The sequence below is a fragment of the Micromonospora palythoicola genome, from assembly GCF_036689795.1.
Taxonomy (GTDB): domain Bacteria; phylum Actinomycetota; class Actinomycetes; order Mycobacteriales; family Micromonosporaceae; genus Micromonospora; species Micromonospora palythoicola.
The window spans coordinates 47,947-67,319 of sequence record NZ_JBAGKI010000019.1; the positions used below are offsets into that span (position 1 = coordinate 47,947).

At 72.3% G+C, this 19,373-nt stretch carries 17 protein-coding genes; 6 read left to right on the plus strand and 11 right to left on the minus strand.

The window, feature by feature from the left end; genetic code table 11:
* Positions 1 to 72: 72 nt before the first annotated feature.
* Positions 73 to 1,644, minus strand: a complete 1,572-nt coding sequence (locus V5O40_RS11475) for a glucuronyl esterase domain-containing protein (protein ID WP_408631863.1) — start codon at positions 1,642 to 1,644, stop codon at positions 73 to 75.
* A 631-nt stretch (positions 1,645 to 2,275) separates the two neighbouring features.
* On the opposite strand from V5O40_RS11475, the gene V5O40_RS11480 reads away from it, so the two are divergent.
* The 3 genes from V5O40_RS11480 to V5O40_RS11495 are packed head-to-tail and all read left to right on the plus strand — an operon-like array spanning position 2,276 to position 5,816.
* Complete coding sequence (locus V5O40_RS11480) at positions 2,276 to 2,875, plus strand: DUF4956 domain-containing protein (protein ID WP_332905418.1); 600 nt, start codon at positions 2,276 to 2,278, stop codon at positions 2,873 to 2,875.
* Positions 2,872 to 3,702: a polyphosphate polymerase domain-containing protein gene (locus V5O40_RS11485; protein WP_332905419.1), complete on the plus strand. Its 831-nt coding sequence runs from the start codon at positions 2,872 to 2,874 to the stop codon at positions 3,700 to 3,702. Before V5O40_RS11480 ends, V5O40_RS11485 begins: the two co-directional genes overlap by 4 nt.
* On the plus strand, positions 3,693 to 5,816 hold the full coding sequence (locus tag V5O40_RS11495; RefSeq protein ID WP_408631861.1) for a CotH kinase family protein: 2,124 nt from the start codon (positions 3,693 to 3,695) through the stop codon (positions 5,814 to 5,816). Before V5O40_RS11485 ends, V5O40_RS11495 begins: the two co-directional genes overlap by 10 nt.
* A 150-nt stretch (positions 5,817 to 5,966) precedes the next feature.
* Here the strand turns inward: V5O40_RS11495 and V5O40_RS11500 are convergent, their stop codons facing one another.
* Genes V5O40_RS11500 through V5O40_RS11510 form a run of 3 tightly spaced genes read right to left on the minus strand, consistent with a single transcriptional unit; the run spans position 5,967 to position 8,244 of the window.
* A complete protein-coding gene (locus V5O40_RS11500) occupies positions 5,967 to 6,935 on the minus strand; it encodes a transporter (RefSeq protein ID WP_332905420.1) in 969 nt (322 codons plus the stop codon).
* Entirely contained in the window at positions 6,932 to 7,828 is an 897-nt protein-coding gene (locus tag V5O40_RS11505; protein WP_332905451.1) for an ABC transporter ATP-binding protein, read from the minus strand. Before V5O40_RS11505 ends, V5O40_RS11500 begins: the two co-directional genes overlap by 4 nt.
* A gap of 11 nt (positions 7,829 to 7,839) precedes the next feature.
* On the minus strand, positions 7,840 to 8,244 hold the full coding sequence (locus V5O40_RS11510) for a GntR family transcriptional regulator (protein ID WP_269741243.1): 405 nt from the start codon (positions 8,242 to 8,244) through the stop codon (positions 7,840 to 7,842).
* 100 nt (positions 8,245 to 8,344) lie between these two features.
* Here V5O40_RS11510 and nudC point away from each other — a divergent pair, with 100 nt between their 5' ends.
* The 3 genes from nudC to V5O40_RS11525 all read left to right on the plus strand — a co-directional run bounded on the left by nudC (position 8,345) and on the right by V5O40_RS11525 (position 12,800).
* Positions 8,345 to 9,286 carry an NAD(+) diphosphatase gene (nudC, locus tag V5O40_RS11515; protein ID WP_332905421.1) on the plus strand — a complete coding sequence of 314 codons (942 nt, stop codon included), beginning with the start codon at positions 8,345 to 8,347 and terminating at the stop codon, positions 9,284 to 9,286.
* An 89-nt stretch (positions 9,287 to 9,375) separates the two neighbouring features.
* Complete coding sequence (locus V5O40_RS11520) at positions 9,376 to 11,052, plus strand: ABC transporter ATP-binding protein (protein WP_332905422.1); 1,677 nt, start codon at positions 9,376 to 9,378, stop codon at positions 11,050 to 11,052.
* The gene (locus V5O40_RS11525) at positions 11,049 to 12,800 is read left to right on the plus strand and encodes an ABC transporter ATP-binding protein (RefSeq protein ID WP_332905423.1); all 1,752 of its coding nucleotides are present in this window, start codon (positions 11,049 to 11,051) and stop codon (positions 12,798 to 12,800) included. The genes V5O40_RS11520 and V5O40_RS11525 overlap by 4 nt, the downstream gene beginning before the upstream one ends.
* Positions 12,801 to 12,824: 24 nt before the next feature.
* Here V5O40_RS11525 and V5O40_RS11530 read toward each other — a convergent pair whose 3' ends face one another.
* From V5O40_RS11530 to V5O40_RS11560, 7 genes are read right to left on the minus strand one after another with little or no spacing between them, the layout of a single operon-like run.
* A complete protein-coding gene (locus tag V5O40_RS11530) occupies positions 12,825 to 13,808 on the minus strand; it encodes an LLM class flavin-dependent oxidoreductase (protein ID WP_332905424.1) in 984 nt (327 codons plus the stop codon).
* A complete protein-coding gene (locus tag V5O40_RS11535) occupies positions 13,805 to 14,131 on the minus strand; it encodes a TIGR04076 family protein (protein ID WP_164447174.1) in 327 nt (108 codons plus the stop codon). Before V5O40_RS11535 ends, V5O40_RS11530 begins: the two co-directional genes overlap by 4 nt.
* Positions 14,128 to 14,502, minus strand: a complete 375-nt coding sequence (locus V5O40_RS11540; RefSeq protein ID WP_332905425.1) for a nuclear transport factor 2 family protein — start codon at positions 14,500 to 14,502, stop codon at positions 14,128 to 14,130. Before V5O40_RS11540 ends, V5O40_RS11535 begins: the two co-directional genes overlap by 4 nt.
* A 5-nt stretch (positions 14,503 to 14,507) precedes the next feature.
* Positions 14,508 to 16,181, minus strand: a complete 1,674-nt coding sequence (locus tag V5O40_RS11545) for a DUF885 domain-containing protein (protein ID WP_332905426.1) — start codon at positions 16,179 to 16,181, stop codon at positions 14,508 to 14,510.
* On the minus strand, positions 16,178 to 17,416 hold the full coding sequence (locus tag V5O40_RS11550; protein ID WP_332905427.1) for an amidohydrolase family protein: 1,239 nt from the start codon (positions 17,414 to 17,416) through the stop codon (positions 16,178 to 16,180). The genes V5O40_RS11545 and V5O40_RS11550 overlap by 4 nt, the downstream gene beginning before the upstream one ends.
* Before the next feature lie 10 nt (positions 17,417 to 17,426).
* On the minus strand, positions 17,427 to 18,395 hold the full coding sequence (locus V5O40_RS11555; RefSeq protein WP_332905428.1) for an ABC transporter ATP-binding protein: 969 nt from the start codon (positions 18,393 to 18,395) through the stop codon (positions 17,427 to 17,429).
* Positions 18,392 to 19,372 (minus strand): ABC transporter ATP-binding protein, encoded by a 981-nt coding sequence (locus tag V5O40_RS11560; RefSeq protein WP_332905429.1) that lies wholly within the window; start codon positions 19,370 to 19,372, stop codon positions 18,392 to 18,394. The genes V5O40_RS11555 and V5O40_RS11560 overlap by 4 nt, the downstream gene beginning before the upstream one ends.
* Position 19,373 lies beyond the last annotated feature (1 nt).

The following is a 19,373-nucleotide window of genomic DNA, read 5'->3' on the forward strand; positions in this document are numbered from 1 at the left end:
CCGGAAGTTGGCCCGGAAGTTTCGGAGAGTTACTGGACACGCGACCTTTCGTCGCCGCGCCCGCAACGGTTGCTACCGGGCCGAGCAGGCGGGGTTCGTCCCACCACCGGTACCGGTGCCCTGGAAGCCGAACTCGGTCGACTGCCCGGCGGCGATGGAACCGTTGTAGCTGACGTTGCTGAAGGTGACCGCGCCACTGGAGCCGCTGCGCTGGGCGTTCCAGGTGTTGGTGACACTGGCGCCGGAGGGCAACGTCACGGCCACCGTCCAGCCGTTGACCGGGGCGGCACCGGCGGTGACCCGTACGGTGGCGACGAAGCCACCCGTCCACTGGTTGATCGAGATCGAAGCCGAGCAGGCACCACTCGCCGGTGGCGTGGTGGGCGGGGTCGTCGGAGGCGTGGTGGGTGGCGTCGTCGGTGGCGCGGAGGTGGGCGGTGTGGTCGGCGGTGTGGTCGGACCGTCGGCGAGGGTCGGCGTCTGCCAGTCCCGCCACTGCGACAGGTTGCCGGCCTTCCGGCTGGAGATCCGGAACACGCCCGTCGAGCTGCCGGTGTTGAGCAGGAACTTCTGGATGTTCTGCTGCAACGGGGTACGCCACTCAGGCCGGGAGGCGCAGTGCGTGCCGTCCTGGACGTCGGACCAGTAGCTGATGTTGTCACCGGCGCCGAGTGCCCGGTAGACCTCCGCTCCGGCCAGCGCGGCGACACTCGAGGATCGGGCGGCCAGCCAGTCGATGTGCGGATTGTCCATGATGAGCAGTCCACGCGGCGCCACCATGGCCACCGTCTGGTGCGTGTCGATCGGCAGGTTCGCCGGGTTGCCGGTGTACGACCCGAAGGCGTCGCCCAGCCACGGCTGCTCGCCGTACGCGCTGCTCAACGGCTGGGCGCCGGACTCGCCCGGGATGCCGCGGAAGATCGGCGAACCGGCACTGCCCGACTCGATCGGCATGGTCAGGGCGATGCGCTGGTCGAAGGCGCCCGTCACGAAGGCACCCTTGCCGTAGCGGGAGCAACCCGTGACGCCGGTCGCGTCCGCGCGCAGGATGGCGCCGCCCGACTGCTCGATCACGTCGATGATCCGGCTGACCCCCCAGGCCCAGGCGACCAGCAGTCCGCTGCTGCTGGACGAGCCGTAGATGCTGTAGAAGGCACCCTGCTTGTTGGTGCGGGGCGTGCCCTCCCGACCGACCGCGAGCGGGTCGTAGCTGATCACGGCAGCGCCGGCGGACCGGATGGTGGCGGTGTCCGCGCCGAACCCACCCAGCACCACCACGGCCGGATACGGCCCACTGCCGCCGCTGGGCAGTTGCACGCTCGCGGAGAAGCTGGCGGTACGGCCGTTGTGGGCCACGTTCACCGTGATGCTGGTGTTCGAGACCGTACCGCTGACGGTCTGCGGTTTCGCCGGCTTGTCGCCGTAGACGTACCGCTGCGCCAGTTGCTTGGTCTCCGCACGGTGACAACGCCAGTCGGCCTTGGCCGAGATCCGGCTGCCGTCGAGCCGCCGGAAGGGGTCGGGCAGCCTGGGGTTGGCCGAGGGCGTTCCGGGATTCGACGTCGGGCAGTCGACACCCTCGTCCTCGACCGAAGAGGCGGTCGTGAGCCCGGCGGCGGCCCGGGCCGCACCGCCCTCGGCCATCGACCAGGTCGCCGCCACGAGGGTGAGTGCCGTCACCGCCAGCACCGGTATCGAACGGTTACGGGAGCGGCCCAACCTGCTGATCACTCGGGCCCCCTTCGGGGAGACGGCGAGACACCATCGGACTCAATCGATCAATGTCGATAGACCTTGGGTAAGTTTCGAACACAAAAACGAAACATGTCAATATGGTTTCGGTGATTACCGGTCCCCGCCACCCGGTCGGCCCACCCCGACCGTGACTCACGGCACCCCCTCGCGGGCCGACCGGAACGACGACCCACCGGCGCGGCTCGGTGGCTGCCCGGACACACCCGCGACGAGCGGCGTGCCGCCAGGGCCGTTTACCCTTGATTCACCTCTGGTACATGATGGGTTCACCTAGGCGTGATCCGCCGTCGAGCCGGATGACCAGTCGCGAGCCGCCGACCACGACGGCATCGAGCGCGCCAAAAGTCCAGGTTGGCACCACATGACCATTGACCTACTTCAATGTGTGCCATTACGCTTCCCGGAATAGTTCCCGCAAGTTTACCGAGATTTTCGGTTGCGTTCGGTCGCCTGACCGCAGCTCGTGCCGACGAGATGAGACGGGGGCCGGCGCGGCAGCGATCCAGGAGGAAGACAGCAGATGTCGCAGCTCATCCTGTTCGCGATCGACATCGGCGCGGTGGTGCTACTCGTCTTCGGGCTCTACTTTCCGAGGCACCGCCGCCGCGATCTCGTGGTCGCCTACCTCGGCGTCAACGTCGGCGTCCTCGCGGTGGCCAGCGCGCTCAGCGCCAGCAACGTCGGCGCGGGGCTGGGGCTCGGGCTGGCGTTGTTCGGCGTACTGTCGATCATCCGCCTGCGGTCGACGGAGCTGGACCAGCACGAGGTCGCGTACTACTTCTCCGCCCTGGCGTTGGGCATCCTCGGCGCGTTGAGCACCACCTCGATCTGGCTCAGCGCCGGACTGATGGGTCTCCTGGTCGTGGTGATGTTCCTGGGTGACCACCCACGGCTGCTCCGCCACTACCGACACCAGATCATGGTGCTCGACTCGGCGGTGACCGACCACGTGACCCTCGTGGCCCAGTTGGAGCAACTGCTCGGCGCCCGCGTGCACGTCGCCACGGTGCAACGACTCGACCTGGTCAACGAGACCACCGTGGTCGACGTCCGGTACTCGGTCAAGGGCCGCTCCACCAGGGCGTCCGCGACTCCGGCGACGGCGGGAGCCGCCCGATGAGCATCCAGCCGATCACCGCGCCGCTGACGGCCATGGACCCGATCGGGCTGGCCGAACTCATCGACCGGGCCGCGCTGCAGACCCGGGTGGACCGCAAGTACCTCGTCCCCCTCGACCGGTTGCCCCACCTGCTGGACCAGCTCACCCCGTACGCGCGGGTGTTGGACATCGACGGCGCGCGGAGCTTCCGCTACGAGTCGGTCTACTTCGACACCCCGCTGCTGGCCAGCTACCACTGCGCGGCCTACCGGCGGCGACGCCGCTTCAAGGTACGTACCCGCACCTACCTCGACTCGGCGCAGTGCTGGCTCGAAGTCAAGATCAGTGGAGCGCGCGACAGCATCACCAAACACCGGTTGCCGTACGAGCCGCACCACCGCACGACCGTGGTCCCCGGCCGCGAGTTCGTCGACGAGGCGCTCGTGCGGGAGGCGATCTGCCCGCCCGCCGGCAGCGCCCTCGACCCGGTGCTGGTCACCAGCTACCGACGGGTGACGCTGCTGCTGCCGGCGACCGCCAGCCGGGTCACCATCGACACCGGGCTCTCCTGGCAGGCCGGCGACACCGCACTGCACCTGCCGGACCTGGCCGTGGTCGAGACCAAGACCAGCGCCGCCGCGTCGCCCGCCGACCGGCTGCTGTGGCAGCGCGGGCTGCGGCCCGCCCGCATCTCCAAGTACGCCACGGGCCTGGCGGCGCTGCGCCCGGAGCTGCCGGACTCGCCCTGGCGCCGGACACTCCGTCGGCACTTCCGCACCACCCCGTCGGTGGGCACGGCACCGACCGCCACCACCCACCGTCCCGTCCAGGAGGCATCGTGCGTCTGACCGACCCCAGCGTCGGCACCTCGACGGCACCCCGCTTGCGCATCGCGGGGATCGCGGCCGTCGCCATGCTGGTCACCGCGTTTCTCGTCCCGTCGCCGGCACCGGCCGGCGCCGAGCCCCTCGCCGACACGTCGAGTTCCACCACACCGGTCGACCGGACCGCCGCGGACGCCGCCGCCGCCGCGGACGCCGCCGAGGACCTGATCGGCGACATCGGCTTCTCGGTACCCAGTGGCACCTTCTCCGGCGAGGTCTCGGTGTCGCTGAGCACCACCGTCAGCGGTGCCCAGATCCGTTACACCACCGACGGAGCGCTGCCGAACGCACAGTCGCCCCTCTACTCCGGATCGGCGTTGCGGTTCACGCGTACGACGCAACTGCGGGCCCAGGCGTTCGTCGGGCAGACCGCCTCGGGTGCGCCGGGCACCGCCATGTACGTCGCGCGCAACACCAGCACCGCACACGACCTGCCGGTCGTCCTGATCGACTCGTACGGTGCCGGCCGGCCCGACCGGGAGTACTTCGACGCCACCACGATGATCTTCGAGCCGGGTGGCGGCAGCACCTCCCTGGCCGCCGCACCCACGGTGGCCACCCGGGCCGGGTTCCGGCTGCGCGGGCAGTCGTCGGCGATGTTCGCCAAGACGCCGTTCCGGCTCGAATTCTGGGACAACGCCGACGACGACGCCGACTACCCGGTGCTCGGTATGCCGGCCGACTCCGACTGGGTACTGCGCGGGCCGTTCAGCGACAAGTCCCTGATCCGGGAGGCGTTCGTCTACGACCTCGGCCGGCAGATGGGCCTGCCGGCGCCCCGGTACGCCTTCGCGGAGTTCTACCTGAACACCGACGCCGGCCCGGTCGGTTCCGACGACTACATGGGTGTCTACATGATCGTCGAGACGATCAAGAACTCCAAGGACCGTCTCGACCTCAAGCAGCTCCGCGAGGACGACGTGACCCTGCCGAGGATCACCGGCGGCTACATCTGGAAGTTCGAGTGGATGGCCGCCGAGGAGCCGACCCTGCCCTGCACCGGGCCGGCGGCGAGTTGCTGGAACTACCTCGAGGTCGCCGACCCGTCACCGCTGCAACCCGAGCAACGCGACTGGCTGCGCAACCACATCCAGGAGTTCCACAACGTGCTGCGGGCGCCCAACTTCGCCGATCCGACAACCGGGTACCGGGCGTACATCGACGTGGCTTCCTTCATCGACCAGCTCATCGTCAACGAGCTGAGCCGGGAGATGGACTCCTACATCCGCAGCGCCTACTTCTACAAGGACCGCGACACCAAGATCTTCGCCGGGCCGCTCTGGGACTACGACCTCAGTTTCGGCGTCGGCGGCTTCTTCCAGAACGACCAGACCGCCGGCTGGCAGTACCAGCAGATCCGCCAACCGGTGGCCAACGACTGGTACACGCAGTTGATGCGTGACCCGGCTTTCGTCAACGAGGTGCGGCTGCGCTGGCAGACGCTACGCCGGGGCCCGCTGTCCGACGCGTCGTTGCAGTCGCGGATCGACGCCCTCACCGGGCCGCTGGCCAACGGGGCACAGCGCAACTTCCAGCGCTGGCCCAACCTGAGCAACCGGAACGTCGGGCCGTTCATCACACCGACCGCGCCGACCTGGCAGGGACAGGTCCAGTACATGCGGGACTGGATGCTGCGCCGCGCGGCCTGGCTGGACTCGACCGCCGGCTGGGGCGGGTCCACCACTCCCCCGCCGACCACGCCCCCGCCGACCACCACTCCCCCGCCCACCACGCCGCCGCCGAGCAGCCCACCGCCCACCACGCCGCCGCCCGGCGCTGGCGGCTGCACGGCGACCTACACGGTGACCAACCAGTGGTCCGGCGGCTTCCAGGGCGAGGTACGGGTCACCGCGGGCGGTTCGGCGATCCGTGGCTGGACCGTGACCTGGACGTACCCGGCCGGGCAGACGGTCACGCAGGCATGGAACGCGACGGTCACCAGCCAGGGATCGACGGTGACCGCCCGCAACGTCAGCTACAACGGCAACCTCGTCGCCGGTGCCAGCACCACGTTCGGTTTCCTCGGCGCCACCACCGGCACATCCAGCACACCCACGCCGACCTGCACGGCTAGCTGATCAAAGCGACCGTCCGGCACCGGTCCGTCCAGCGGACCGGTGCCGGACATCGGGGTGGACGGTGGTTACGTCGACGCGACCCTGCCCTGACCGCACGGCGGGCCGTGGGTCCGGTTGGTGCCCCCCTCGTCGGGGGCACCAACCGGATGCTCAGGCGATCCGACGGACCTGCCACACGGCGAGACAGAGCAGGATCGCGGCGAGCGCGACGAAGACCCCGGTCTCGATGCCCTGGAACAACCAGTACCGGTCGGCCGGCTGGTAGAGCACCCAGTTGTACGCGCCCGCGCCGAACTCACCACCGCACGGCCCACCTGTCGGCGCGGTCGCGCCCGGTGGACACATGATCTGGGCGCCCGGCGCCACCATCGCTCCGCTGCCATCCCGGATGCCGTTCGAGATGGTCCAGGTACCCCGCAGCGCGGTCTCGTCCAGGCCGGCGGCGGAGACGAACGGCGTGGCGTGTTCACGGCCGGGCAGGTAGTGCGGCCGGGCCAGGACCGTCAGCGCCACGCGTACGGCGGCGAACCCGGCCAGGGTCACCGCCATGGCCGGCAGCATGCGGGGCCACACGGTGCCGGCGAAGACCCCGAGCGCGACCGCGAAGAGGGTGTAGCCGATCGGTGCCACGCCCTGCATGTCGAAGAAGAGCACGTCGAAGCGGCTCCGGCCACCGCCCGCCACCAGCGGCGACAGCCACCACGCCATGCCCAGCCCGTACCCGACGGCCGCGCCCAGCGTGAGCGCGCCGACCAGCCCGAACTTGGTCGCCGCCCACCGAGTTCGGCTGATCCCCTGCGTCCAGACGAACCGGTGGGTGCCCTGCTCGACCTCCCGGGAGACCAGCGGCGCGCCCCAGAAGAGCCCGACCAGCAGCGGCAGGACGAGGAAGAGGATGCCGACGAGCAGCGTCGTGTCGTGCTGGCTGTTGAACTGGTTGAAGGCCCGGACGCACTCAGCCGTCTCGGCGTCCTGGCGCAGGCACTGCGGCAGGCCGAGTTCGGCGAACCTGCCCCGGATCGCCAGCCCGGTCGGGACCAGCACGGCAGCCAGGACGGCGAGCCCGATCAGCGTGACCAGCGCCTGCCTGCGGTGCTGGCGCCAGGCGACCCACATCATGCCGGAACTCCCCACGCCTCGTGGCTGGCCGACGCCGTCTTGCCGTCGGTGAGATAGGCCAGGATCAGGTCCTCCAGGGTGACGTCGCGGACCGTCCACTCCGGGTCGATGGGGTCTCCGTCGCCTCGGACCAGCAGGGTCGACTGCCGGTCGGTGTGACTGGCCCGTACCACCGCCGCGACCCCGGCGATCGGACGCTCACCGGCCGCGCGCGGCCCGGTGAGCTGCCGGTGGTCGTCGAGCAGTTCCTCCACCGGGCCGGCGAGCTTCACCTCTGCGGAGTGCAGCACGATGAGGTAGTCGCAGACCCGTTCGAGGTCGCCGAGAATGTGCGAGGAGAGCAGTACCGTGGTGCCGGATTCGGCGACACTGCCCATCAGCGACTGCATGAACTCGCGGCGGGCGAGCGGATCCAGGCTGGCCACCGGCTCGTCGAGCAGCAACAGCCGGGGCCGCTTGGCCAGCGCGAGGGCGAGCGCCACCTGGGCCCGTTGCCCACCGGAAAGCTTGCCGACCGGCCGACCGGGCGAGATGCCCAGTTGCGCGAGCCGGGTCCGTACCAGGGTCGCGTCCCACCGCCGGTTGAGCCTGCCGCCCATGATGACCAGCTCTTCCGGCGTGAGGTCCCGATAGATCGGGGTGTCCTGCGCGACGAATCCGATCTCCGCCAGCAGCTCCGTGTTGCCGTACGGCACCTGACCGAAGACCCGTACCTCGCCGGCGTCCGGCCGGGACAGGCCAACCGCGAGGTGCAGCAACGTGCTCTTGCCGGCCCCGTTGGGCCCGACGAGCGCGGCGACCCGCCCGGCCGGCAGCCGCAGCGAGCAGTCGCGCAGCGCCCAGGTGCCGCCGTATTTTCGGCCGAGCCCGTCGGCCTCCAGCACCAACTCCATACCGCTTCCTCTCACGCGGGTTCCTCCGTCACCGAGGCGGGAAAGGTGGCCCGCATCGTCGTCGCCACCAGGGCGGTGACCTCCTCGGCCGTGAGCCCCACCGCCTGCGCCCGACGCACCCAGTCGACCAGCTCGGCGCGCAGCTCGGCCTGGTTGACCAGCGCCTCACGATGCAGTGACGCGGTGATGAACGTGCCGACACCGGGCCGCCCCTCCACCAGTCCTTCGAGCTCCAACTCGCGGTACGCCTTGAGCACCGTGTTGGGGTTGATCGCCAATGACTGGGCCACCTCGCGGACCTTCGGCAGCTGGTCGCCGGGCGCCAGCAACCCCACCCGTAACGCCTGTTTGACCTGCTGCACCAGCTGTACGTAGGTGTTCACCTTGGTCCGGCCGTCCAGTACGAATTCGATCACCGACGCTCCCTTACCTCTTGTACTACGGTGATAGTACAATAGGTAAGGGAGCGTCGAGCCGGTGACCGCGCCACCAGGGGCTTCCGGCACGATCGGCAGCATGGTGTTTCACGGGCTCGCGTACACCGCGACAACGCACGACCGGGCGGCGAGCCTGCGCGCCGACCCGGCTTGGGTCGCCGACCTGCTCGGCCGCGACGACAGCCAGGTGCTACCGATGTGGCGCGGCCGGCCACTGCTCACGGCCGACGGCCGGCCGGTGCGGCTCACCGGTCCGCCCGCCCGCACTCTGCTGGCGAGGGCCGGGCAGACCGCCTTGCTCGGCCTGGACGGCACCACGGCGAGTTTCGCCGCCGACCTCAGCGAGGTCGAGGAGACCGAGGCGCTGCGCCTGGGTGCCGCACAGGTCAGCGCCGACCTGCGCGCACTGGCCAGCACCCTGCCCGGCCCGGTCGCCGCGACCCTGGCGTACGCGCGCGGCCTGCTCCACTGGAACCGGCACGCCAGATACTGCGGCACCTGCGGCGCGAGCACGGTCAGTGCCGAAGCCGGTCACCTGCGGGTCTGCCAGGGGCCCGACTGCGGTCGGCAGCTGTTTCCCCGGATCGAGCCCGCCGTCATCGTGCTGGTGGAAGACCCCGGCCCGCGGCCACGCTGCCTGCTCGCCCGCCATCACGGTGCCGGCCCGGACGGCTTCTCGCTGCTCGCCGGCTTCGTCGAGATCGGCGAGAGCCTGGAGGGCGCCGTCCGCCGCGAGGTCGGCGAGGAGGCCGGGGTGACGGTCGGTGTGGTCACCTATCAGGGTTCCCAGGGCTGGCCCTTCCCCGCCGGCCTGATGGTCGGCTTCGTCGCCCGGGCCGTCGACGACACGATCGCCGTGGACGGACGGGAGCTGACGGAGGCCCGGTGGTTCACCCGCGCCGAGATCGTCGAGCGGATCCGTAACGGTCCCGGCTCGGGGCCGGCCGACTCCATCGGCGGTCGGCTGCTGCGCTCCTGGGCCGGGCTCGACCGGCCGCCGCTTCCGCACGCCGACTTCTGAGCCCCGGCCAGCACCGGACACCCCGCAAATGGCGTTCCGTGCGGACAGCGGGTTAGCCTGCCCTAACTCAGCGAGCGTGAGGCGGGGGCATGACACAGACCACGGGGCGACTGATCCGCCGGATGTTCTGGCGGCAGCGTCGCGACACCGCCCTGTGCGCCGCCTTCTGGTCACTGCACCAGCTGTGTGAGGCTCTGGTCCCGGTGGCCATCGGCCTGGTCATCGACCAGGCCGTCGGAACCGGGTCGACCTCGGCGATGCTCTGGTCCGTGCTGGGCATCTTCGCGCTGTTCACCGCCCTCACCATGGGCTGGCGGTCAGGCTTCTGGTTCCTGTCCCGGGCGGTCACCGAGGAGTCCCACGAGCTGCGGATGCGGGTGGTCCGGCGCGTGGTCGGTGGGCAGGGGATCAGGACCAGCCGCCAGAGCGGGGAGCTGCTCTCGATCGCCACCTCCGACACCCAGTCCGCCGCCGAGCTGCTCGAACTGGGCACCCGGGGGGTGAGCGCGCTGGTCGGGCTGACGGTGTCGACGGTCGTGCTGCTGCGGATCGACTGGTCGCTCGGGCTCGGCCTGGTGGTCGGCGTGCCGATCCTGGTGCTCGGGCTCAATGCGCTGGGCCCGGTCGTGGGACGCCGCACATCCGCGCAGCAGCAGGCGGTCGGTCGGGCCGCCGCCGTCGCGTCGGACCTGCTGCGCGGACTGCGACCACTGCGCGGGTTCGGTGGCGTCGACGAGGCCGTGCACCGCTACCGCACGGCCAGCCGGACGTCGTTGCGCGCCGGCATCGGCACGGTCAAGGCCGGTGCCACCTTCATCGGTGCGTCCACCTTCACCACCGGCCTGCTGATCACCGCAGTCGCCGCTCTGGCAGGCTGGTACGCCCTGGCCGGGCGGATCACGGTCGGCCAGCTCATCACGATCGTCGGGCTGGCCACCTTCCTCACCGATCCGGTACTCAATCTCGCCGACTGCGTCTTCCGGCTGGCCACGGCGCGGGCCAGCGCGGCCCGCGTGGCCGAGGTGCTCGCCGCACCGGAGCGGGTGCCGTCCGGGACACGGCCGGCCCAGCCGGGAGCGTTGCGCCTCGACCGGGTGCACGCGCCGGGCCTGGACGGCGTCGACCTCGCCGTGGCCCCCGGGGAGCTGCTCGGCATCGTCACCGCGGAGACCGGCACCGCCGACGACCTCACCGACCTGCTCGCGGGGGCACGGTCGCCGGAGCGGGGCGAGGTGCGGCTGGCCGGTACGCCGATGCGGGAGCTGGACCTCGCCTCGGTGCGCCGGACCGTGCTCGTCGAACCGCACGGGGTCGACCTGTTCGGCGCCACCCTGCGGGAGGTGCTCCAGACCGGCGACGACCGGGACGACACCGCCCTGCGCACCGCGCTGGCCGCGGCCTCCGTCGGTGACCTGCTCACCGACGACGCCGGATTCGACCGGGAACTCGTCGACCACGGCCTGAACCTCTCCGGCGGTCAGCGGCAGCGGCTCGCCCTCACCCGAGCGCTGCTGGCCGATCGACCGGTCACCGTCTTCCGGGACCCGACCACGGCGATCGACGCGGTCACCGAGCACGCCATCGCCGACGGCATCCGCGCGTACCGCAGCGCCGACGACCGGGCGACCGTACTGGTCACCACCAGCGCGCCGTTGCTCGACCGGTGCGACCGGGTCGTGTTCCTCCGCGCCGGCCGGGTGGCGGCGGTCGGGCGGCACCGGGACCTGCTCGCCGACTCGGCGTACGCGGAGGTGGTGCTGCGATGACCTCCGGTGCCACGATCCTGCCGGTGGCGACCGGCCGGGTGACGCTCGCCGCCTTCTGGCGTGCCCTGCGCCGCTACCCGACGCTCGCCTGGACGTCGGTGGCGGCGGCGACGGCGGCAAGTGTCGCGGCCGTCGTCGTGCCGATCCTGCTCGGCCGGCTGGTCGACCTGGTGGTGGCCGGCGGAACCGTCGGCTTGCTGCTGCTCACCTCGGCGTTCATCCTCGGCGCGGGCCTGGCCGCCGCCGTCCTCACCGGCACCGCCAACTGGCTGGTCACCGAGTGGGGCATGCGGGCCTGCGCCGATCTCCGCGAGGAGGTGCTGGACCGGGCGCTGCGGATGGACGCGACCCGGCTGGAGAGCGCCGGCTCCGGTGACGTGGCGTCCCGGGTCACCGAGGACGTGGAACGGGTGACCGACTCGGTGCGGCTGGCGGCCGGCATCTTCACCGCACTGGTCACCGTCGTCATCACCTTCGCCGGGTTCGCGACGCTCGACTGGCGCATCGCCGCCGCGTTCCTGGTCGTCTTCCCGGTGTACGTGCTGAGCCTGCGCCGTTTCGTGCCGCAGGCGAAACGGCTGTACGCCGCCGAGCGGGAAGCCGCGGCGGTGCGGACCCAGAGCCTGCTGACCACCTTCACCGGTGCCCGGACCGTGCACGCGTACGGCATGCAGGAGCGCCAGAGCCGACGGGTCGAGCTGACCTCCCGGCAGGCGGTGGTGGCCCGCCTGCGAGCGGTGCGCGGTTTCCTCTGGTTCGCGAACACGATGAACTACGCGGAGGCGCTCGGACTGACCGCCGTGCTGCTCACCGGCTTCCTGCTGGTACGGGCGGGCGACAGCACGGTCGGCGACGTCACCGCCGCCGCGCTGCTGTTCCACCGACTCTTCGGCCCGCTCGGCCTGTTGCTGATGTCGTTCAACGACGTCCAGTCGGCCGGCGCGGCGCTCGCCCGGCTCGTCGGTATCGCCGGGCTCGACGTACCCCGGCCGCGGCCGGCCGGACCGATTTCCGGACGGCTGCCGACGAGCGTGACCGCCAAGTCGGTGTGGCACCGCTACCCGGGCGGTCCCACCGTCGTGCGGGACGTCTCGATCGAGATCGCCGAGGGCGAGTCGTTGGCGATCGTCGGTGAGAGCGGAGCCGGCAAGACGACCCTCGCGGCCATCCTCGGTGGCGTCTTCCCCGCCGCCGAGGGCGAGGTGTGGCTGGGCGACCGTCCGATCGGTGAACTGTCCGCGGTCGAGCTGCGCCGCACCGTCGGCGTGGTCACCCAGGAGGTCCACGTCTTCGCCGGCACCCTCGCCGAGGACCTGCGGCTGGCCGCTCCGGACGCGACCGACGAGGAGCTGCACTCCGCGTTGCGGCTGGTCGAAGCCGACGGCTGGGTCACCGCCCTGCCCGACGGGTTGGCCACCCGGGTCGGCGACGGCGAACACCCGCTCACCGCCGGTCAGGCGCAACAGCTGGCACTGGCCCGGATCGCGCTGACCGACCCGCCGATCGTCGTCCTCGACGAGGCCAGCGCCGAGGCCGGCAGCGCGGGCGCGCGGCAGCTCGAACAGGCCAGCGCCGCCCTGACCCGGGGCCGCACGGCGGTGGTCGTCGCCCATCGGCTCAGCCAGGCGCACGCCTGCGACCGGATCGCCGTGATGGCGCACGGCCGGATCGTCGAGATCGGCACGCCGGAGGAGCTGATCGCGGCCGGCGGCCGGTACGCGGACCTCTGGTCGGCCTGGCGGCACTGAACCTCCGGCCCGCGGGGTCGACGGTCAGGCGCGCAGCAGCGGCAGCACCCGCCGGCCCAGCAGGTCGATCCCGCGCTGCGGGGTCAGGCCGTGCGGGGTGCCGAACTCCACCCGGCTCGCCCCGGCGTCGAAAACCGCCGCGGCCTGCGCGGCGACCTGCTCCGGGGTACCGGAGAACGCGAACAGGTCGAGCAGGTCGTCGCTGATCAGCGCGCCGGCCAGGTCGTCCTCGCGGCGGGTGACGTGCCGCTGGATGCGGGCCAGCAGCTCCGGGTCGACCTCGACGGTGGGATCGAGGGCGGCGACCACCGCGAGGTACATGGCGACCTCGGTCCGGGCCACCCGGCGGGCCAGCGCCCCGTCGGTGTCGACCACGGTGACCGCGCCGAGCACCACACCGGTGTCCCGACCCGAGGCCGCCTCGTCCAGCCACGCCCGCATCGTCTTGGCCATCGCCGGGTTCGCCGACCCGCCGACCTTCACCTCGTCGGCGAACGCGGCGGCCGTCCGGGCGGTCTGCTGGCCCCACGTGCCCACCAGCACCGGCACGTCCGGCCGGGCCGGGGTGTACCGCAGCGCGGTACCGGGGGCCACGGTGAACTCCCGGCCGACGAAACCGCCCTCGTCACCGGCGAGCAGCCGTCGGACGATCTGCACCGTCTCCGCGATGCGGCGCAACGGCCGGGTCTGCGCCACTCCCACCTGCTGCAACCAGGTGCCCCGGGCCAGGCCGAGGTACGCGCGGCCGTGCGAGGCCAGGTCGAGGGCGGCCACCTGACCGGCCACCTCCACCGGGTGCAGGGTGAACGGGTTGAGGCAGGCCGCGCCGAGCCGGATCCGGCGGGTGTGCCGGGCGGCCACCAGCAGCGGGAACAGCGGCGGTTGGTACATCAGGTCGCCGAAGACGGACAGCACGTCGAAGCCGTGCCGTTCGGCCAGCTCGGCCAGCACGGCGTACTCGTCGGCGGACTTGTCCGACTGCAGGCCGATGCCCACCAGGCGGGTCACGTCAGTTCCTCGGTGGGGATCTGCCGCCGGCCGGTGCGTTCGATACGCATGATGAGCCGTTCCTCCGGGTCGGGGCAGGCGACGTGGCTGTCCCGGGCCATCCAGTCCCCGTCGTCCAGGGCCCGCTGCTTGGCCGGCAGCAGCGGCAGACAGGCGGCCAGCGCGTACAGGCAGAAGTGCTGGCCCTCGGGGATGCGCAACCGGCACGACTCGGTCAGCTCCACGTGGTCGCCCGGCTTCATGCCGCACACCGAGCGTCCCTCGATGCGTTCCACCACGACCCGCAGGTCGTAGACGTCGGTGGTGGGCTGCTCGTCGCTCATCGCACGGCCTCCGCGTGGTGGTGCACGATCCGCCAGCCCGCGTCGTCGCGCCGCAGCACGTCGGTGACCCGGAAGCAGGTGTCCGGTCGGTCGTCGGCGTGCCGGGCGCGCAGCACGTACCGGACAAGCCCGGTGCCGTTCCACGACTCGGCGCGCAGCTGTTCCGGGGCGACGGTCACCGGTGCCGGGCCGGTGGCCTCGGCGGCCCGCCGGTCGCGCAGCGCGTCCAGCGCGGCCAGCCCGGTGAGCAGCCGATCGGCGTCGGATTCCCAGATGGTCAGGTCGGGGTGCAGGTGGGCGTCGAAGGCGGACCGATCCCCCAGTGATCGGTACATGTCGGTGATCGTGGCGGTGAGTTCGTCGATGCTCATCGGGGTCACTTCCGGTCGAGGGGGTCGGCAGCGGGTCGGAACGTCTCGGCGAGGCGGTCACGCAGCGGGTCCAGGCCCATCGGCCCGAGCGCCAGCGCGGTGTGGTGGAACCGTTTGCGGTCGAAGGCGGCGCCGGCGCGGCGCTCCGCGTCCTGGCGGGCCTGCTGCCACAGCCGCGCCCCGACCTTGAAGGCGAGCGCCTGCGCCGGCCAGCCGAGGTAGCGGTCGACCTCGAACCGGGCGGTCGCGGCGTCCAGCCCGGCGACCCGGGTGAGCAGGTCCACGGCCACCGGGTGGCTCCAGCGGGACGCGTCGGTGAACCCGTTGCCCGCCGGGATCGGCAGGTCGAGATGCAGGCCGAGGTCGACGACCACGCGGGCGGCCCGCCACATCTGCCCGTCCAGCATGCCGAGCCGTTCCGCCGGGCCGGCGTAGAGGCCGAGCTCGTCGGCGAGCCGCTCGGCGTAGTGCGCCCAGCCCTCGGCGTACCCGTGCACCTGACAGAGCGTGCGCTGCCACGGGTGCAGGTCGGCGGTGGTGAGCGTGATGGCGTGCTGGAGGTGGTGGCCGGGCAGCCCTTCGTGGCAGAGCGTGCCGACATGCCGCCACACCGGCACCGTTGACTCCCCCGGCGGCACCGACCACCAGATGCCACCGGGGCGGGTCAGCCGCGCGTCGGGTGGGGTGTAGTACATGACCCCGGAGGTGGCCGGACTGATCCGGCACACCACCCGGCGGGTGGCGGCGGGGATGTCGAAGTGCGTCCCGTCGAGCAGGTCCGTCGTCAGCGCGGTCCGCCTGGTCAGCCACTCCTCCAGGGCGGGACCGACCGGCACCCGGCCGTCCGGGTCGGCGTCCAGCGCCGTCCGGGCGGCGGCCACGTCCGGATGGCCGCAGGCGGCCGCCGCCGCCCGCAGTTCGGCGGCGGTGCGGGACAGTTCCGCCCAGCCGTACTCGTACAACTCGTCCAGGTCGACGGTGGCGCCGAGGAAGGCGCGCGCGGTGACCTGGTAGAGGTCGCGGCCCACGCCGTCGGTGTCGGTGGCGGCGGGAGCCAGATCGGTACGCAGGAACGTGGCGAACCCCGCCGTGGCGGCGGTGGCCCGCCGGACTCCCTCGGCCAGCCGCCCGGCCAGCGGCCCGCCCCGGTGACCGGCGACGAGACCGCCGAAGAAGTCGGTGTCGACCCAGGCGGCGCACTGATCGGCGACGGTCAGCACCTGCCGGCGAGCGGCCACCTGACCACGCCCGGCGGAGCGACGCAGCGTGGCGGCGTACTGATCGAGGGTGGTGGGCAGCCGGTGGAGGTGGTCGGCGACCACGGCCCAGTCGTCGACGGTGGTCCGGGGCAGGTTGTCGAACACCTGCCGGGCCAGGTGCACCGGGGTGGCGAGCGGGGCGAGCAGCCGGGTGGTGAAGCCGGCGTCGTGCAGCGCCACCTCGCTGGCCAGCCGGTCGGCCAGGGCACCGGCGAGGGCACGTTCGGCCGGGACGGTCACCGTGGCGGTGGTCACGGCGGTCGCGGTCACGCGGGCCAGCTCGACGCGGGCGTCGAAGCCGTCCGGCGACAGGTCGGCCAGCCGCCACTGCGGCGTACGTCCGGCCGCCTCGGCGGCCTCCGGGTCGAGCGTGGCGAGGCCGCTGAGGTACCCGTCGGCGACCGTGGTGATGTCGGTCATCGGGGCGCCCGGAAGCGGTGGTGGTCGTCGCGGTAGACGACGCCGCCCTTGACGACCGTGTGCAGGGTGCGCAACGCGGAGACGGAACGGGTCGGGTCGTCGCGCAGCACCAGCAGGTCGGCGTGCTTGCCGGCCTCGACGCTGCCGAGCGTGTCGGCCCGGTCGAGCCATTCGGCGGGCCGGATGGTGGCGGCCTTCAGCGCCTCGGCGACCGGCATCCCGGCGTCCACCATGAACTCCAGCTCACGCACGGTCGCGCTGGTCTCGTCGTAGCCGGCGTGCGGCGGCATGTCGCTGCCCAGGGCGATCGGCACCCCGTTGCGGATGGCGTGCTGGAGGCTCTCCCAGTGCCGGGGGCCGGCGGCCAGCGCCCGGTCCATCAGCCAGCCGGGCACCCCGGAGTCGCGGAAGAACTGTTCGCAGCGGCTCACCACGATGGTGGGCACGTACCAGACGCCTCGGTCGGCCATCAGGCGGGTGACCTCGTCGGTCAGTTCGTAGCCGTGTTCCACGCAGTCCAGGCCGAGTTCGACGGCCCGGCGTACGGTGTCGGCCGGTCCGGCGTGCGCGGTGACCTTGCGCCCCCAGTCGTGGGCGACCCGGATGACGGCGGCCATCTCGTCGTCGAGCAGCTGTGGGGTGTCGATCGCCTCGAACTGACCGGCGATCCCGCCGGAGATACAGACTTTGATCAGGTCGGCGCCGGCCCGGATCTGCGCCCGGGTCAGCCGGCGGAAGCCGTCGGCGCCGTCGGCCTCCAGGGCGTCGGCCTCCCAGCCGTGGCCGCCGGTGCAGCACAACGCGTGCCCGGCGGTGAAGATCCGGGGGCCGTCCACCGCGCCGGCCTCGATGCCCCGGCGCAGCGCGAAGTCGGCGTAGCGTCCCTCGCCGACCAGTCGGGCGGTGGTGACCCCGGCGTGCAGGGTGCGTCGGGCCGAGTCGGCCATCAGCAGCACCAGTTCGGCCAGGTTGGACCGGTGCACCGTGTCGGCGAGATGGCCGGGCAGCCCGAGGGAGAGGTGTACGTGCATGTTGGTCAGGCCGGGCATCACCACGTCGCCGCCGAGGTCGACCACGCGGGCGTCGCCGGCCTCGGCGAGCACGTCGTCGACGGCCCCCACCGCCTTGATCATCCCGTCGGCGCCGATCCGGACTCCCCGGTCGGGCTGGAGGTGGTCGGCGACGCCGTCGTAGAGGGCGAGGTTGACCAGGACCTGTTCGGTGGCGGTGTGCATGACGACGTCCTCAGTTCGCGGGCACGGTGGCCGGGGCCATCGTGGGATCGTTGAGCCAGCAGGCGGCGCTGCGTCCGCCGAGGTCGAGGGTTGGTGGCTGGTCGCCGCAGGGGGCGAAGGCGTGCGGGCAGCGTGGCCGGAACCGGCAGCCGGTGGGGGCGTTGGCGGGGTCGGGCACCTCACCGGCCAGGGTGGCGGGCAACTGCGGGGTGGGGCCGATGCGGGGCACCGCGTCGACGAGCGCCCGGGTGTAGGGGTGTCGCGGACTGCGCCACAGCTCGCGGGTGGGCGCGCTCTCCACGATGCGGCCCAGGTACATCACGGCGGTGATGTCGGCGATCTCGTGCACCAGGGCGAGGTCGTGGGAGATGAACAGCATGCCCATGTCGAGGTCGCGGACCAGCCCGACGAGCAGGTTGACCACCTGCGCCTGGGATGAGGCGTCGAGAGCGGTGACTGGTTCGTCGGCGATGATCATCCGTGGTTGCGGGGCGAGGGCCCGGGCGATGGCGAGGCGTTGCCGCTGACCGCCGGAGAACTGGTGCGGGTACCGTTCGGCGGCCGTGCTCGGCATGCCGACGCGGTCCAGCAACTCACGCACCCGGTTGCGGCGGGCCGCCGGACCGGTCACCGTCGCCGGGACGCCGTCGAGCAGTTGCGCGCCGATGGTGCGCCGGGGATTCAGCGACGCGTACGGGTTCTGGAAGACCATCTGCAGGCCGATCTCGGTGTCCGGTCGGCGTCGCCAGCCCAGCGGCGTGACCGGCTGCCCGGCGAAGCGGACCGTCCCGGCGCTGGGCGGGGTCAACCCCACGGCCACCCGGGCCAGCGACGACTTGCCGCAGCCGGACTCGCCGACCAGGCCGACGATCTGCCCGGCCGCCACGTCCAGGCTGACCCCGGCGACCGCGAGCACCCGGCCGCGTCCCCGCGAGCGGTACTCGACCTCGACGTCGCTGATGTCCAGCAGGCCGGTCATCGGGCGGTCACCTCCAGGTGCGGGCGGACCACGCAGGCCACCGACCGGTCGGCCGCCACCGGAGCCAGGGGCGGTGGTGCGGTGCCGCAGGCCGGCTCGGCGTACCCGCAGCGGGGTTGGAACGGGCAGCCCGGCGGCGCCTCGCCCGGGGCCGGTGGGGCGCCGGGGATGGGCCGCAGCGTGCCGACGGCCTGGGTGCCGTGCGGTCGGGCGCCCAGCAGCGCCGCCGTGTACGGGTGGGTGGGCGCGGTGAGCAGCGCCCCGGTGGGGCCGGTCTCCACCACGCGACCGGCGTAGAAGACGTAGCCACGGGTGGTCAACGCGCTGAGCACCCCCAGGTCGTGGGTGATGAAGGCGACGGCCAGCCCGGTCTCGGCGCGCAGCCGGTCGAGCAGGGCGAGGATGCCGGCCTGCACGGTGACGTCGAGGGCGGTGGTCGGTTCGTCGGCGATCAGGAGTCGAGGTCGCGCGGCCAGCGCGATGGCGATGGCGGCCCGTTGCCGCATGCCACCGGAGAACTGGTGCGGGTAGGCGCGCAGGGCCCGCTCCGGGTCGGGAATCCGCACCTGGTCGAGCAGTTCCACCGCCCGGCGCGTCGCGGACCGCCGGTCCATCCGCAGGTGCACCCGCATGTGTTCGGTGAGCTGACGGCCGACGGTGAGCATCGGGTGCAGGGCGGCGGACGGGTCCTGGAAGACCATGGCGATGCCCGCGCCCCGGATCCGCTGCCAGCCGTGGTTGTCCAGGCCGAGCAGATCGGTGCCGGCGAACCGCGCCGTGCCGGTGACGGAGGCGCCGGCCGGGAGCAGGCCGAGCAGGGTCTGTGCGGTGAGGCTCTTGCCGCAGCCGCTCTCGCCGGCGATGCCGACGAGTTCACCCTCGCCGACGCTGAGCGACACGTCGTGCAGGATCGGCAGCGGCCCGCGCGGACCGGGCAGGGTCACCGCGAGGGAGTCGACGTCGAGCAGCGGCGCCATC

Bases quoted from the DNA above. Each gene is read 5' to 3' on its own strand.
- V5O40_RS11525 (WP_332905423.1), top strand. From the start codon at position 11,049: ATGACCTCCGGTGCCACGATCCTGCCGGTGGCGACCGGCCGGGTGACG.
- V5O40_RS11560 (WP_332905429.1), bottom strand. From the start codon at position 19,372: ATGGCGCCGCTGCTCGACGTCGACTCCCTCGCGGTGACCCTGCCCGGT.
- V5O40_RS11540 (WP_332905425.1), bottom strand. From the start codon at position 14,502: ATGAGCATCGACGAACTCACCGCCACGATCACCGACATGTACCGATCA.
- V5O40_RS11480 (WP_332905418.1), top strand. From the start codon at position 2,276: ATGTCGCAGCTCATCCTGTTCGCGATCGACATCGGCGCGGTGGTGCTA.
- V5O40_RS11500 (WP_332905420.1), bottom strand. From the start codon at position 6,935: ATGATGTGGGTCGCCTGGCGCCAGCACCGCAGGCAGGCGCTGGTCACG.
- V5O40_RS11545 (WP_332905426.1), bottom strand. From the start codon at position 16,181: ATGACCGACATCACCACGGTCGCCGACGGGTACCTCAGCGGCCTCGCC.
- V5O40_RS11550 (WP_332905427.1), bottom strand. From the start codon at position 17,416: ATGCACACCGCCACCGAACAGGTCCTGGTCAACCTCGCCCTCTACGAC.
- V5O40_RS11475 (WP_408631863.1), bottom strand. From the start codon at position 1,644: ATGGCCGAGGGCGGTGCGGCCCGGGCCGCCGCCGGGCTCACGACCGCC.
- V5O40_RS11555 (WP_332905428.1), bottom strand. From the start codon at position 18,395: ATGACCGGCCTGCTGGACATCAGCGACGTCGAGGTCGAGTACCGCTCG.
- V5O40_RS11505 (WP_332905451.1), bottom strand. From the start codon at position 7,828: ATGGAGTTGGTGCTGGAGGCCGACGGGCTCGGCCGAAAATACGGCGGC.
- nudC (WP_332905421.1), top strand. From the start codon at position 8,345: ATGGTGTTTCACGGGCTCGCGTACACCGCGACAACGCACGACCGGGCG.
- V5O40_RS11485 (WP_332905419.1), top strand. From the start codon at position 2,872: ATGAGCATCCAGCCGATCACCGCGCCGCTGACGGCCATGGACCCGATC.
- V5O40_RS11535 (WP_164447174.1), bottom strand. From the start codon at position 14,131: ATGAGCGACGAGCAGCCCACCACCGACGTCTACGACCTGCGGGTCGTG.
- V5O40_RS11520 (WP_332905422.1), top strand. From the start codon at position 9,376: ATGACACAGACCACGGGGCGACTGATCCGCCGGATGTTCTGGCGGCAG.